Consider the following 14,127-nt stretch of genomic DNA (forward strand, 5'->3'; position numbering starts at 1 on the left):
ATCGGTGGAATGCCGCAAGACATGGTGGCCCAGGATGTACAGACGATCCGCGCTCCGCTCGGTCGGTTGCTGCGTGGATCGACAGCGGCCGCCGCGCACGCCCAGTATCTATCGGCCGGCGCCCAGGCCTCGGCTTCTCACCGGTCACTCGCGGTCAGCGCGGCATGTACTCGACTTGTAGGTGCTTGATCCCGTGCACGAAGTTGGCCCGCAGGTAGTCCGGCTCGCCCACCGTGCGGATATCTGGCAGCGTCGAGAAGAGCTTGAGGAAGAAGATGGAAAGCTCGAGTCGGGCCAGGTTCGCGCCCAGGCAGTAGTGAGGTCCGGGGGCTCCGAATCCCAAGTGCGCGATTTGCTTTCGGGTGATGTCGAATTCCGTGCCGCGTTCGAAATAGTCTTCGTCCTGATTGCCAGAGCGGTACCAGAGCACTACTTTGTCTCCGCGCTCGAATACCTGGTCGCCGAGCATTACACCGTCGCGGGTGACCGTGCGCCGCATGTGCAAGACCGGCGAGGCCCACCGGACGATTTCTTCGACGGCAGCCTTGGTATGGGTCTGGGGATCCGACAGCCACAGCGCCCGCTGATCGGGAAACAACGTCAAGGCGTGCATGCCGTGCGCGATTGCGTTACGGGTGGTCTCGTTGCCCGCGGTGATGAGCAGGATGAAAAACGCGGCAAGTTCCTGGGGGCTGAGGTTGTCCTCATTGCGCGCCGCGACAAGTGCGGTGATCACATCGTCACGGGGATTGTTGATCCGATCGTTGGCGAGTTCTGCTAGCAGCGCGGCGAGTTCGTCGCTGGCGGCGTAGATGGCCGAGCCGACCGCTCGCGGGCTCTGGTCGGGGACGTATTCAGGATCGCTAGCGCCCATGATGATGTTGGTGAGATCGAATATGCGCCGTTCGTGGCTGCGCGGAACCCCCATCATGTCGTTGACGATGCGCAGCGGAAGTAGGGCCGCAACTTCGGTGACGAAGTCGCATGCGCCACGCTCGCGCACGCCATCGAGGATTGCCCGGCTCTGTTGATCGACGTCGGCGCGCACGCGCTCGAGCGACCGGGGAGTGAAGCCGCGCGAGACGATCTTTCGTACGCGGGTGTGCTCGGGGTCGTCCATAGTGATCACCGAACTGCGGTACTCGAGCATGGCCTGCGACTGATCGAAGATGAGCGTGCCCTGCCCCGAGCAGAAGTCTCCGGCGCGGCGGCTTACCTCCCGGATGTCGTCGTAGCGCGTCAACGCCCAAAAGCCGCCGCCGCGCGGGTTGCCTTGCGTGTCGCGCTCTGGACAGTACGGGCGGGGTTCGTTGGCGCGCAGCCATGCGAACGCGGCGTCTCGCTCGTTGGCCGGTCTGGTCCACCAGCTCAGGTCGTCGAGGTCAATTGTGGGTGTGCTGTCAACGGATGCCATCGCGCGCTACCTTCGTGTCGGTCGGACGGTCGTGGGTTTGGGTCATTCGTCGGTGGCCCCGGCTAGCAGGATCGATTGGTATTCGATGAAGCCGGTGACGCCCTCGGGGCCACCTTCGCGGCCGATGCCTGATTCTTTGAAACCGCCGAAGGGGCTACCTAGATCGATTGGGGCTGAGGAGTTTACGGCGACTGAACCGGCTCGTAGCCGGGCGGCGAGGCGTTCGGCGCGGGTCGGGTCGGAGGTCCACACGCTGGCCGCCAAACCGTAGGGCGTGTCATTGGCGATCCGGACGGCGTCGTCGTCGTCGGAGTATTCGATGGCGAGCGCCACCGGGCCGAAGATCTCGTTGCGGGCCAGCGCGGACGTGGTGTCGACGTCGGCGAACAACGTCGGCTCGAAGTAGTGGCCGGTGGTCAGGTCCGCCGGTCGACGTCCGCCGGCGACGAGTCGGGCGGTCTTTGCGCCCTGCTGGACAGTGGCTTCGATCCGTTCCAGTGCCTGTGCCGAGATGACGGGGCCGATTTCGGTGGCGCGATCCGCGGGATCTCCGACGCGAAGGGACCGGACACGCTCGGCGAGCGCGCGGACTATGTCGTCATACCGTGTCCTGGGAATCAGTATGCGGGACAACGATGTACATACTTGGCCGCTACCAGCCATCGCGCCGAGCACCAGCGCGTCGATTAGCGCGTCGGAGATTTCGGCATCGTCGGCGACGATCGCGGCGGACTTGCCCCCGAGTTCCAGGGTGAGGCGGCGCAGGTCGCGGCCGCAAGCCTCCGCTATTCGGCGGCCCACTGCCGTCGATCCGGTGAAGCTGACCTTGTCGATTTCCGGGTGAGCCACCAGATGTGCGCTGACGGCGTCGTCGGCGGGGACGACGTTGAGGATGCCCCGCGGGATTCCAGCCTGTTCGGCGGTTTCAGCGAGCACGAACAGCGACAGGGGGGCCTCTAGCGACGGTTTGAGTACCACCGGGCAGCCGGCCAGCAACGCCGGTGCGATCTTGAGTGCAGTGGTGAATAGTGGTGCGTTCCATGGGACTACGGCGGCGACGACACCGACCGGCTCACGTCGGACCAGCACGGTCCCGCCGGTCAGTGCCGGGCGTGTCTCCCGCCATGGATAGGTGGTGGCGAGTCGTTGATGCACGCGAAGTACGCCGATCGCCGAGCCGACTTGGGCATTGGCGGCCCAGGCGCGCGGGCTGCCCACCTCGTCGGAGATGAGTTCCGCCAGTTCGTCACCGCGCGCCTTGAGCGCCTTGGCCAATCGGGCGAGGCGCTCGCCGCGCTCTGCGGGCCCAAGCTCGAGCCACTCACGACTCTCGTGGGCCGCCCGGGCCGCGCGCACCGCCCGATCGACGTCAGCGACAGCGGCTAGCGGCACTTGGCCGATCGGCAATTCGGTGGCGGGTGACTGAACCTCGACGTAGGTGTCGGTGTGCGGCTTGAGCCACTGTCCGTCGATGAATAGGCGGTCGTATGTCCGCATGCGGTGTCCTTCGCGGTTCGCTAGCTATCGGGCGCTCAGCGGAGCAGGGTGCGGCCACCGTCCACCATGAGAGTGGCCCCCGTCACGTAGCGCAGATCCGTGGCCAAAGACACGATGACCGGTGCGATGTCAGTTTCGGAATCGCCCAGCCGACCGAGTGGGACCTTCTTTAGCACACCGTCGAACCAGCGGGAATGCTGCTGGGCGTATTTCGCCACGTTCTCGGTCAGGGCGGCAGGGCACAAGACGTTGACCGTAATCCCGTAGCGGCCCCATTCCTTGGCCGCGTGCTTCGTGAGCCCGCGGATCGCTTCCTTATTGGTGCCGTACGCGGAGAACCCCGGGTCACCGTCGACACCGGTGGACGACGCCATGTTCACGATGGTGCCGCCGGTCTCCTTCATGTACGGCAAGCACATTTGCATGGCATGGAAGGTGGGGAACAGTCCGCCATTCATCGCCGACCGCACCATGTCACTGGTGGTGTCCTCCAACGGGACGGGTACTCCCGCGCTCACCCCGCTCTGGGCATTGTTGACCAAGATTGTCGGTGAGCCGAATTCTGACACCGTGCGGTCGATAACGCCCTTCAGCGCGTCGATGTCGGACACGTCGCAACCGATGGCGATCGCCGTTCCGCCAGAGGTGGTGATCTGCTCGACGACGTCAGCCACCCGGGAGTGCGTGCGGCTCGCCGCGCACACCGATGCGCCCTCGGCGGCCAACCGCACGGCGATCCCTCGGCCGATGCCCTGGCCGGCGCCGGTCACGATGGCCACCTGTCCCTTGAGTCTGCTCATTGCGGTGCTGGCTCCCATGTGCTCGCGGTCGAATGCGCTCATCGGCGGGCGGCGAAACGGCATTTTTCTCGGCGTTTCGGCCCACGGGGCTTGGCGGTAATCGTCCGTGAGCCACGGCCGACGCCCCAATAAAGAGTGTACTATATGCCAGGTGCGGCACCGCTGCCGTAGTGAGATCGCATAGCTAGCCAAACACGATGCGTTCTGCAGAGCGATGCCCAGCCCACGGCATCGGCGAGTCGGAACTCCTCGGTGATGATTGCGTTGAAGCGGAAGTCGACGATGTCGGCACCGCCGTGCTTCTCGGGCGTCTCCCAGTTCAGCAGACCCAGCTTGCCTACTTCTCGGTCGACGTGGCCGCGTTGCTACGACTCCTCGATAGGCGGCACAAAGGAGGTTTCGAAGAACGAGCGCGCGGTGTTGCCGAACTCATTGCGTTCGGGCTCGAAGCTCTTGCGTTTCACCTGACCTCCATCGGTGCGAGGCATCGGATGGTCGCCGGCGTGATCGGCGACTGACCCATGAACCCGATAAGCTAATACTCAAAGTGGCGTCCTATTGCTTGCGTCAGCCGGGCGCGGCGGGTCGCCACCGTCAACTAGCTGTGGAAGTCGCGGATGCCGTCCCAGTCCACCAGAGTCCAGCCGGTCATCGGGTTACCCGTGATCACCACGCGCCCGATGTTGGGCAGCGGGTGACTGGTCAGCAGGGTGTCCTTTGCGTTCCTCGCGTTCATCAGCGTCCAGTACTCGATGGCGAACTTGTGCGAGAACACCACCGGATTGTGCTGGCCGCTGTTGTAGACCTTTTGGATGGCCGCGGTGAATCCGTCGTTGAACTGCTTGCCGTTGATCGACCCGGGGATGCTGTCCTGGACGTCCCCCCTGAGCCAGTCCGCCGGGGCCAGCAGGTACGTCGCGTTCTCCTGGGCAACCGGCTTGCCCTCGAACCAGCCGGCGTTGATCTCCTGGATGCCTTGCAATACCTCGACCTGCTTGCCCAGTTCGGCGGCCAACGGCGCGGCGGTCTGCTGGGTTCGGGCCATGGTCGAGGCGTAGATGCCGTCGTAGTCCTTGTGGCCCGCCTGGTGGGCGACCTGCTGGGCCTGCCCCTTGCCCTCCGGGCTCAGGCCGGGGCCCGGCACCGAGGTGTCGATGATCCCGCTGGCGTTGGCTTCGGACTCGGCGTGCCGGATGAACGTCACCGTGATGCTGCGTGCCTGCGGCGATCCGCCACAGGCGCCGACGATTACGGCCGCGGTGAGCGCCGCGACCGCCTTCGACACATTCCGGACCAACCTGCGCTTCGGCATGTCGATAGCCTGCCCTGCCGACGGCTTCGGTGGGAAGGGTTTGCGATGGTTAGGTGGAGAAAATACGTCAGAAGGAGACTCAGATGGCGATTGAACCGAGTGCCGTCGGCGCGGTGACCGAACCCATGCTGTTCGAATGGACCGACCGCGACACCATGCTCTATGCGCTCGGTGTCGGCGCCGGCATCGACGACCTGTCGTTCACCACCGAGAACAGCCACGACATCGACCAGCAGGTGCTGCCCACCTACGCGGTGATCTGCTCCCCGGCCTTCGCCGCGGCGGGCAAGATCGGGACGTTCAACCACGCCCTCCTGCTGCACGGCTCGCAGGGCATCCGGCTGCACGCGCCGCTGCCGCCCGCCGGGAAGCTGTCGGTGGTCTCGGAGGTCGCGGACATTCAGGACAAGGGCGAGGGCAAGAACGCCATCATCGTGCTGCGCGGCCGGGGCACCGACCCCGACTCGGGCGAGTTGATCGCCGAGACGTTGACCACGCTGGTCATCCGCCAGGCGGGCGGTTTCGGCGGATCGCCGGGCCAGCGCCCGATCGCCCCCGAGTTCCCGGACCGCGAGCCGGACGCCAGCGTCGCCCTGCCCACCCGCGAGGATCAGGCCCTGATCTACCGGCTGTCCGGTGACCGCAACCCGCTGCACAGCGATCCCTGGTTCGCCAAGGAGCTGGCCGGATTCCCCAAGCCGATCCTGCACGGGCTGTGCAGCTACGGGGTGGCCGGTCGCGCGCTGGTCGCCGAGCTCGGCGGCGGCGTCGCGGCCAACGTCACGTCGATCGACGCGCGGTTCACCTCACCGGTGTTCCCCGGCGAGACGCTGACCACGCTGATCTGGCGCACCGAACCGGGCAAGGCGGTCTTTCGCACCGAGGCCTCGGGCGCCGAGGGTTCCGGCCCTCGCGTGGCGCTCGACGACGGCGCGGTGGAATACGTCCAGGCCTAGCCCGACAGCCGGCCCGCCAGGCGGGCGGTGAACTCGCCGGCCTTCGCCGGGCTGTCCAGGGCGAACCGCGCCGCGGTGGCGCGGTCACCGTCGTCGTAGTGCCGCACCAGGATCGGCACCCCGCCGTCGCGGACCGCGTCGAACGCGTCCTCGTCGGTGATGTCGTCGCCGAGATAGACCGGCGTCAGGGCGCCGGACTCGGCCTCGGTCAGGTGAGAGAGCACCCAGCGCAACGTCTTTCCCTTGTCCCAGTCCAGGTCCGGGCGCAGCTCGATGACCTCGCGTCCGGTGGTCACCCGGAGGCCGTCGCGACGGCCCGCCGCGCGCACGGCGGCCGCCACCTCGCCGACGCGGTCCCGCGCGGCGTTGCGGTAGTGCACGGCGACGCCAAAACGCTTGTGCTCCACCACCACACCGGGGATGGAGCCCAGCCGCTCCCGCAGCTGGGCGGCCGCGTGTTCCAGCACTGGGACGGCCGTCGCCGCCTCGTCGTTCTGATGGTGCGCGCCGTCGGGCGCGGTCAACTCGAAACCATGGCTGCCGGCATACCAAATCCCGGGAACGCCAACACGTTTCGTCACATCGGCCAGATCGCGGCCCGACAGCACCGCGACCGGGCACCGCGCCGCCAGCTGCCGCAGCGCCTCGGTGGCCCCGGCGACCGGGACGGCGGCGTCGGGGTCGTTGACGATGTCGGAGAGTGTGCCGTCGAAGTCGAAGAACACCGCCGGCCTGCGCTCGGCCAGGTCGTCGAGCACCGTCAGCGCGTCGGGCAGCTGCGACATCCGGAGGTCCCCGGTGCGCACCGTGACCTCGCGAGCGTCGGCGACGACCGCATCCGCGCCGGCGTCTGCCAGCGCGTCACCGTGCCCGACGCCGATGACCAACGCGAACCCGCCGGCGCGCGCGGCCTTGACGACCGCTTCGTGGGTCGTGACGACCACGCCCCGCCCGGGGAGCGCGCCGACGTCGTCGGCAGCCCTCGACAGGTCCTCGGCCGAGGAGAAAACGGCGGTGGCCACGCCGATCTCATGCAACCGGCCGTCCAGCGCGGGCTCTGGCGCGTCGAACAGCACCGCGTCGTGGCGACGCGGGTCGATGACGACCGACCCCGACTCTGGCATGACCCAACCTTCTCACGAGGATCGGTCCGGCCGGGAGTGGGTCAGTGCCGCGCTTGTCCCGGGAAAGGCGGGCGCGGCCCCGGTGTGCGGCCGGGGAAGGCGCGGTGGGAACGCTTGCGGCGACGATCGCCGAACAGCAGGACCGAGTCCTGGCTGAGCGCGACGAGGCGTGCCATGCCGAGCTCGATGCCGGCGGCCAATTGCTTGACGTCGAACGCGGCGCCGCGCTCGGCGGTGATACCGAACACGAGTTCGTCGCCGTAGCTGAGCACCGCGACCCCGGTGCTCAACTCGACGGCGGTCGGCGGGATGGGCAGCACGCGCTCCATCGTCTGACCCATCAGCCGCAGCCGGTGCCGCGGCCCAGGCGCGTTCGTGGTCAACGTCACGATGGGACGCTGCGGCAGTCGCGACAGCAGTTGGATCACGCCGTCGCGCACCATGTTCGGCAGGCAGTTGAGCGCCGCCTCGACGATGCCGCCGGACGGTGTGGGGTCGGTTCCCCCGGCGCCCCAGCGGGTCTGCACGGTGCGCAACCGCTGGACCGGGTCGTCGTGTTCGACGGGCAGGTACGGTGACCGGACCGGCGTCGGCACCAGGGCGCGCAGCGAGTCCGCCCGCGGTTCCTCGCCGCGGCCGAGCAGGACCGTGCGGAAGCCCTCGGCGGTCGCGGCGAGCGCGACGTCGTTGACGGTGGCACCGAACCTGCGGCAGACCCGGTCGACGTCGGCGATCGGGACGCGCACCGTGGCGTAGCGCCGCAGGACGGCGGCCCGGTCGTGTGTCCGCAAGGCGGGCCAGACCGCGCCGAGGACGGCGCCGGTCGCGGTCCAGGACATCCGCCACAGCGCGTCGGGCCAGTCGTTTCGGCGCCGTGGCGCGCGCGAAACGGGTTCGGCGGCAGGGGTGTTGGCGAAGGCGGCGGCGTCGGCGTCGTCGCACAGCCGGGTGAGCAGCTGCGCGGGCGAGTTGCCGTCCGTCAGGCGGTGATGGGTCTTCATCAGGATCGCCCAGCGGTTGCCCTTCAGGCCTTCTATCACCCAGCATTCCCAGGGCGGACGGTCCGGGCGTAGGGGTCGCTCGAGGGCGTGGGCGATGGCCGCGGCCAGCTCGGCCTCGTCACCCGGCCGGGGGATCGCCACCCGGCGCACGTGGCGGCCGAGGTCGAATCCCGGGCAGTCGACCCACTCGTGGTGCGCCGGGTGGGGCCGCAGCAATTGCGTGCAGCGGGGTATTGACCGAATGCGTTCGGCCAGAAGGCATTCGAGTCGACGGTAATCGGGTGTGCCGCCATCGACGATGGCCACCGCGCCGATCGCCAGGCCGGCGTGCTGGTCGGGATCCTGAGCCTTCAGGAGTGCCGTATCCAATACCCTCACCTGCGCCATGCTCGCCCCCGCCGGAAATTTCGCCCGGTTACCAGTGTCTGCCCTGCCCCGCTTCCGCGGTAGGCACGCGGCGTTAAGACCTTGTTTAGGAGTTGAAGATCGGTTTAACAACGGTTGGCGCAGGCGAGAGGCAATTCGAACATATTTTCGATAGACTGCGAACCGTGGGTTGGTTTAATGGCCCGCCGAGCTGGGCGGAGATGGAGCGGGTGCTCAACGGCAAGCCGCGCCATGCCGGCGTGCCGGTGGCGCCAGGGGAGGATGCCCCCCTGTCGCCCAAGCGCGGAACGTACCGGCCGCCGGACGGTACCCGGGCGGCCCGCTCGTCCGTCACTCATTCCGTTCCGTATGCCGAGCTGCACGCGCATTCGGCGTTCAGCTTTCTCGACGGGGCCGGTACGCCGGAGGAGCTGGTGGAGGAGGCCGCCCGGCTGGGGTTGCGCGCCCTGGCGCTGACCGACCACGACGGCCTGTACGGGGCGGTGCGGTTCGCCGAGGCGGCCGCCGAACTCGAGCTGCGCACCGTGTTCGGCGCGGAACTGTCGTTGGGGCCCTCGCAAAGATCCACAGCCCGCACCGAGGCCCCCGACCCGCCTGGCCCGCACCTGCTGGTGCTGGCCCGCGGCCCGGAAGGCTACCGGCGGCTGTCCCGTCAGCTGGCCGCGGCGCACCTGGCCGGCGGGGAGAAGGGCAAGCCGCGCTACGGGATCGACGCGCTGACCGAGGCCGCCGGCGGGCACTGGCACATCCTGACCGGATGCCGCAAAGGCCATGTCCGCCAAGCCCTTTCCGACGGCGGCCCGGACGCGGCGGCCCGCGCGCTGGCCGACCTGGTGGACCGGTTCGGCTCGCAAAGGGTCAGCATCGAGCTGACCCACCACGGTCAACCCCTCGACGACGAGCGCAACGCGGCGCTGGCCGGGATCGCGCCGCGCTTCGGTGTCGGCGTCGTCGCCACCACCGGGGCGCATTTCGCGGGCCCGTCGCGGCGCCGGCTGGCCATGGCGATGGGCGCCATCCGGGCGCGGCAGTCCCTGGACGCCGCCGCCGGGTGGCTGGCCCCGCTGGGGGGCTCGCACCTGCGGTCCGGCGAGGAGATGGCCCGGCTGTTCGCCTGGTGCCCCGACGCGGTGAGCGCCGCCGCCGAGCTCGGCGAACAGTGCGCGTTCGGGCTGGCGTTGATCGCCCCGCAGCTGCCGCCCTTCGACGTGCCCGGCGGGCACACCGAGGACAGCTGGCTGCGGCAGCTGACCATGACGGGCGCGCGTGACCGCTACGGGCTGCCCGACGCCGCGCCGCGCGCGTACGCCCAGATCGAACACGAGCTTAAAGTGATTGCGCAGCTGCGGTTTCCGGGCTACTTTCTGGTGGTCCACGACATCGCCCGGTTTTGCCGGGAAAACAACATCCTGTGTCAGGGCAGGGGATCGGCGGCCAACTCCGCGGTCTGTTACGCCCTGGGTGTCACCGCGGTGGACCCGGTGGCCAACGAGCTGCTGTTCGAGCGCTTCCTGTCGCCCGCCCGCGACGGGCCGCCCGACATCGACATGGACATCGAGTCCGACCAGCGCGAAAAGGTCATCCAGTACGTCTACGACAAATACGGCCGCGACTACGCCGCCCAGGTCGCCAACGTCATCACCTACCGGGGCCGGATCGCGGTGCGCGACATGGCCCGTGCCCTGGGCTTCTCGCAGGGGCAGCAGGACGCCTGGAGCAAGCAGCTCGGCCACTGGGACGGGCTGGACCCTGCCTCGCCCGACTCGGATGTTTTAGAGGGCATCCCGCCGGCGGTGGTCGAGCTGGCCAACCAGATCCGGAACCTGCCTCGGCACATGGGCATTCACTCCGGTGGCATGGTGATCTGCGACCGCCCGATCGCCGACGTGTGCCCGGTGGAGTGGGCGCGCATGGAGAACCGCAGCGTGTTGCAGTGGGACAAGGACGACTGTGCGGCAATCGGTTTGGTGAAATTCGACCTGCTCGGGCTGGGCATGCTGTCCGCGCTGCACTACGCGATCGACCTGGTGGCCGAGCACAAGGGGATCGAGGTCGACCTGGCCCGGCTCGACCTCTCCGAACCCGCGGTGTACGAGATGCTGGCCCGCGCCGATTCCGTCGGCGTGTTCCAGGTCGAGTCACGCGCGCAGATGGCTACCCTGCCGCGGCTGAAGCCGCGGATCTTCTACGACCTGGTGGTCGAGGTCGCGCTGATCCGTCCCGGGCCCATCCAGGGCGGGTCGGTGCACCCCTACATCCGGCGGCGCAACGGGCTGGACCCGGTGGTCTACGACCACCCGTCCATGGAGCCGGCACTGCGAAAGACGCTGGGGGTGCCGCTCTTTCAGGAGCAGCTGATGCAACTCGCGGTCGACTGCGCCGGGTTTTCCGCCGCCGAGGCCGACCAGCTGCGCCGCGCCATGGGCTCCAAGCGTTCGACCGAACGCATGCGGCGGCTGCGCGGGCGGTTCTACGACGGCATGCGCGCGCTGCACGGCGCGCCCGATGAGGTGATCGACCGGACCTACGAAAAGCTGGAAGCCTTCGCCAATTTCGGCTTCCCGGAAAGTCACGCGCTGAGTTTCGCGTCGCTGGTGTTCTACTCGTCGTGGTTCAAGCTGCACCACCCGGCGGCGTTTTGCGCGGCGCTGCTGCGCGCGCAGCCGATGGGTTTCTATTCGCCGCAGTCGCTGGTGGCCGACGCGCGCCGGCACGGAGTGACGGTGCACGGCCCGGACGTCAACGCCAGCCTGGCCCACGCCACGCTCGAGAACGCGGGCACCGAGGTCCGGCTCGGTCTGGGCGCCGTGCGCTACATCGGCGACGACCTCGCCGAGCGGTTGGTGCAGGAGCGAAAGGCCAACGGCCCGTTCGCTTCCCTGCTGGACCTGACGGCCCGGCTGCAACTGAGCGTGCCGCAGACCGAGGCGCTGGCGACGGCCGGCGCGCTGGGCTGCTTCGGCATGTCGCGGCGCGAGGCGCTGTGGGCGGCCGGGGCCGCGGCCACCCAACGGCCGGACCGGTTGCCCGGCGTGGGCTCGTCCTCGCACGTCCCTGCGCTGCCCGGGATGAGCGAGCTGGAGCTGGCCGCCGCCGACGTGTGGGCCACCGGCGTCTCCCCGGACAGCTACCCGACGCAGTTCCTGCGGGCCGACCTGGACGCGATGGGCGTGGTGCCCGCCGAGAGGCTGCTGGACGTGCCCGACGGTGACCGCGTGCTGATCGCCGGCGCGGTGACCCACCGGCAGCGGCCCGGGACGGCCCAGGGGGTGACGTTTCTCAACCTCGAGGATGAGACGGGAATGGTCAACGTGCTCTGCACGCCTGCGGTGTGGGCGCGGCACCGCAAGCTGGCCAACAGCGCGCCGGCGATGCTGGTGCGCGGCCAGGTCCAAAACGCCAGCGGCGCTGTCACCGTCGTCGCCGAGCGGCTGGGCCGCATCACCCTGGCCGTCGGGTCGAAGTCCCGCGACTTTCGCTAGAAATCGACATCGCCCATCCGCATGCGCCGTAAACTATCGCCTCATCGCTGCGGCTTATCCAGATTAGGGAGTCGAAATGACATTCAACCGTAGTCGCCTTGGCGCTGCGATGCTGGGTTGTGCTGCGGCGCTTGTTCTTCCAATCGCGGTTGCCAGCGCCGATCCGCCCGACCCGCACCAGCCCGACATGACGAAGGGCTACTGCCCGGGCGGTCGATGGGGTTACGGCAATTTGGCCGTGTGCGACGGCGAGAAGTACCCCGACGGGTCGTTTTGGCACCAGTGGATGAAGACCTGGATCGTCGGCCCCCAGTTCTACTACGACTGCGTCGGTGGCGACGAACCCCTCCCGGGTCCGCCACCGCCCGGTGGCTGCGGCGGGGCGATTCCGCCCGACCAGCCAACCCCGCCGCCCCCGCCCTGACCCGACCGAGCGCGACGAGACGACGGCGCTTCCGCGTCGAACGTGCACTGACTGCGCAATTTTGGCCGAATTTTCACCGAGGATGCACGCTCGGTGCCTGAGACGCCGTAGGGGCGGCCATCAACCGCCTCGGTAGTCTCCAAGCATGACCCTCAACTTGTCCGTCGACGAAGTCCTCACCACCACCCGCTCGGTCCGCAAACGCCTGGACTTCGACAAGCCGGTCGGACGCGAGGTGTTGATGGAATGCCTCGAACTCGCGCTGCAGGCGCCCACGGGCTCCAATTCGCAAGGCTGGCAATGGGTGTTCGTCGAGGACGCCGAGAAGAAGAAGGCGATCGCCGACGTGTACCTGGCCAACGCCCGCGACTACCTGAGCTCGCCGGCGCCGCAATACGGCGAGGGGGACACCCGCGGCGAGCGGATGGGCAAGGTGCGCGACTCCGCGACCTACCTCGCCGAGCACATGCACGAGGCGCCGGTGCTGTTGATCCCCTGCATCGAAGGCCGCGACGACCAGAGCCCCGTGGGTGGGGTGTCGTTCTGGGCCTCGCTGTTCCCGGCGGTCTGGAGTTTCTGCCTGGCGCTGCGCTCCCGCGGGCTGGGCTCGTGCTGGACGACGCTGCACCTGCTCCGCGACGGCGAGCAGCAGGTGGCCGACGTGCTGGGCATCCCCTACGACAAGTACAGCCAGGGCGGGTTGTTCCCGATCGCCTACACCAAGGGCACCGACTTCCGCCCCGCCAAGCGGCTGCCCGCCGAGCAGGTCACGCACTGGGACGCCTGGTAACTAGATGTCGTGACCTGACACGTTGTTGTCAGGCAGCGAGTCGGCTGATTGGTGGTCGTCCGCCGAGGGCGGAGTGGCCTCGTCGAGTGTTGTAGCGGCGAAGGAATTGGTCAAGACCGCGTCTACGCAGGGTGTTGTTGGTCCAGGGGCGGGCGTAGGCCCATTCGTTGAGCAGGGTCCGGTTGAACCGTTCTGCTTTGCCGTTGGTCCAGGGACAGCCGGGCTTGCTGAATCGGCGTTTGAGTTGCCAGGCCGAACAAACCCAGCCCCAGTCGGTGCCGTGTCGGTAGACCAACGCGTTGTCGGTCAGTAGCCGACGCACACGTACGCCTTGGGCAGCGAACCAGGCCACTGCCCGGTGGAGAAACCCCGCGCACGTCGGATCCTTTTCGTCGGGGAGTACTTCGCTGTAGGCGAGCCGGGTGTAGTCATCGATGGCGGTGTGGACGTAGTCGTAGCCGATCTTGGTCTTCTTGTGCCGGTTGGCAACTGAGACCGCGGCGTCGCGGCCGTGCAGCCGCCATCCACCGCCTGACGGGATGCGGCCGAGCTTCTTGACGTCGACATGAACCATGGCCCCCGGCGTGGGGTGTTCGTAGCGGTTGGGGCTGCGCCGAGATGAGCGCACCGCCTCGCCGGTGATTGGGTCGATTGCACTCAGATGTGGCACCTGGTGGCGCGCCAGGATCCGCCCGACCGTCGAGGGATTCAGGTCGAGTTCGGCGGCGAGCACAACAGCGCCGCGTTTACGGCGTCGGCGCGCGGCGAGCACCTTCTGCTCGACCCGATGGCTCGTGCGGTTAGGCATCCGGATCGGCCGCGATGAACGGTCGGCCAGCGCGGCATCGCCGCCCTGGGCATACCGGCGCAGCCACTTGTACACCGTTGCCCGCGAAATCCCCAGTTGCTCAGCCACATGCGCAGCCGGCCAACCAGCGGC

Annotated in this window: 12 protein-coding genes; 4 read left to right on the top strand and 8 right to left on the bottom strand. The window is 68.3% G+C overall.

Annotated features, from left to right (window positions below; all coding sequences use genetic code 11):
* Positions 1–154 precede the first annotated feature (154 nt).
* The 5 genes from A5692_RS22165 to A5692_RS22185 all read right to left on the bottom strand — a co-directional run bounded on the left by A5692_RS22165 (position 155) and on the right by A5692_RS22185 (position 5,023).
* Positions 155–1,243 carry a cytochrome P450 gene (locus A5692_RS22165; protein WP_231984411.1) on the bottom strand — a complete coding sequence of 363 codons (1,089 nt, stop codon included), beginning with the start codon at positions 1,241–1,243 and terminating at the stop codon, positions 155–157.
* A 213-nt stretch (positions 1,244–1,456) separates the two neighbouring features.
* The gene (locus tag A5692_RS22170) at positions 1,457–2,911 is read right to left on the bottom strand and encodes an aldehyde dehydrogenase (protein ID WP_068059879.1); all 1,455 of its coding nucleotides are present in this window, start codon (positions 2,909–2,911) and stop codon (positions 1,457–1,459) included.
* A 35-nt stretch (positions 2,912–2,946) separates the two neighbouring features.
* The gene (locus A5692_RS22175) at positions 2,947–3,711 is read right to left on the bottom strand and encodes an SDR family NAD(P)-dependent oxidoreductase (RefSeq protein WP_067926487.1); all 765 of its coding nucleotides are present in this window, start codon (positions 3,709–3,711) and stop codon (positions 2,947–2,949) included.
* A gap of 140 nt (positions 3,712–3,851) precedes the next feature.
* Complete coding sequence (locus tag A5692_RS30020) at positions 3,852–4,043, bottom strand: hypothetical protein (protein ID WP_082962992.1); 192 nt, start codon at positions 4,041–4,043, stop codon at positions 3,852–3,854.
* Between the two features lie 266 nt (positions 4,044–4,309).
* A complete protein-coding gene (locus A5692_RS22185) occupies positions 4,310–5,023 on the bottom strand; it encodes a histidine phosphatase family protein (RefSeq protein ID WP_067926462.1) in 714 nt (237 codons plus the stop codon).
* Positions 5,024–5,106: 83 nt separating this feature from the next.
* Here A5692_RS22185 and A5692_RS22190 point away from each other — a divergent pair, with 83 nt between their 5' ends.
* A complete protein-coding gene (locus tag A5692_RS22190) occupies positions 5,107–5,979 on the top strand; it encodes a MaoC/PaaZ C-terminal domain-containing protein (RefSeq protein ID WP_068059885.1) in 873 nt (290 codons plus the stop codon).
* Here A5692_RS22190 and otsB read toward each other — a convergent pair.
* Together otsB and A5692_RS22200 are read right to left on the bottom strand one after the other, a co-directional pair.
* On the bottom strand, positions 5,976–7,103 hold the full coding sequence (otsB, locus tag A5692_RS22195; RefSeq protein ID WP_068059888.1) for a trehalose-phosphatase: 1,128 nt from the start codon (positions 7,101–7,103) through the stop codon (positions 5,976–5,978). The genes A5692_RS22190 and otsB overlap by 4 nt on opposite strands.
* 41 nt (positions 7,104–7,144) lie before the next feature.
* On the bottom strand, positions 7,145–8,491 hold the full coding sequence (locus A5692_RS22200; RefSeq protein ID WP_067926471.1) for a wax ester/triacylglycerol synthase domain-containing protein: 1,347 nt from the start codon (positions 8,489–8,491) through the stop codon (positions 7,145–7,147).
* 164 nt (positions 8,492–8,655) lie between these two features.
* On the opposite strand from A5692_RS22200, the gene A5692_RS22205 reads away from it, so the two are divergent.
* The 3 genes from A5692_RS22205 to A5692_RS22215 all read left to right on the top strand — a co-directional run bounded on the left by A5692_RS22205 (position 8,656) and on the right by A5692_RS22215 (position 13,187).
* A complete protein-coding gene (locus A5692_RS22205; protein ID WP_068059892.1) occupies positions 8,656–11,973 on the top strand; it encodes an error-prone DNA polymerase in 3,318 nt (1,105 codons plus the stop codon).
* A 76-nt stretch (positions 11,974–12,049) separates the two neighbouring features.
* A complete protein-coding gene (locus A5692_RS22210) occupies positions 12,050–12,397 on the top strand; it encodes a hypothetical protein (protein WP_067919056.1) in 348 nt (115 codons plus the stop codon).
* A gap of 145 nt (positions 12,398–12,542) precedes the next feature.
* Complete coding sequence (locus tag A5692_RS22215) at positions 12,543–13,187, top strand: nitroreductase family protein (RefSeq protein ID WP_068059894.1); 645 nt, start codon at positions 12,543–12,545, stop codon at positions 13,185–13,187.
* Between the two features lie 28 nt (positions 13,188–13,215).
* On the opposite strand, the gene A5692_RS22220 is transcribed toward A5692_RS22215, so the two are convergent.
* A partial coding sequence (locus tag A5692_RS22220; protein ID WP_156765893.1) for an IS481 family transposase occupies positions 13,216–14,127 on the bottom strand: 912 nt, incomplete at its 5' end.

It is taken from the genome of Mycobacterium sp. E342 (genome assembly GCF_001667665.1).
GTDB lineage: Bacteria > Actinomycetota > Actinomycetes > Mycobacteriales > Mycobacteriaceae > Mycobacterium.

Bases quoted from the DNA above. Each gene is read 5' to 3' on its own strand.
- A5692_RS22170 (WP_068059879.1), bottom strand. From the start codon at position 2,911: ATGCGGACATACGACCGCCTATTCATCGACGGACAGTGGCTCAAGCCG.
- A5692_RS22175 (WP_067926487.1), bottom strand. From the start codon at position 3,711: ATGAGCAGACTCAAGGGACAGGTGGCCATCGTGACCGGCGCCGGCCAG.
- A5692_RS22185 (WP_067926462.1), bottom strand. From the start codon at position 5,023: ATGCCGAAGCGCAGGTTGGTCCGGAATGTGTCGAAGGCGGTCGCGGCG.
- A5692_RS22190 (WP_068059885.1), top strand. From the start codon at position 5,107: ATGGCGATTGAACCGAGTGCCGTCGGCGCGGTGACCGAACCCATGCTG.
- otsB (WP_068059888.1), bottom strand. From the start codon at position 7,103: ATGCCAGAGTCGGGGTCGGTCGTCATCGACCCGCGTCGCCACGACGCG.
- A5692_RS22200 (WP_067926471.1), bottom strand. From the start codon at position 8,491: ATGGCGCAGGTGAGGGTATTGGATACGGCACTCCTGAAGGCTCAGGAT.
- A5692_RS22210 (WP_067919056.1), top strand. From the start codon at position 12,050: ATGACATTCAACCGTAGTCGCCTTGGCGCTGCGATGCTGGGTTGTGCT.
- A5692_RS22215 (WP_068059894.1), top strand. From the start codon at position 12,543: ATGACCCTCAACTTGTCCGTCGACGAAGTCCTCACCACCACCCGCTCG.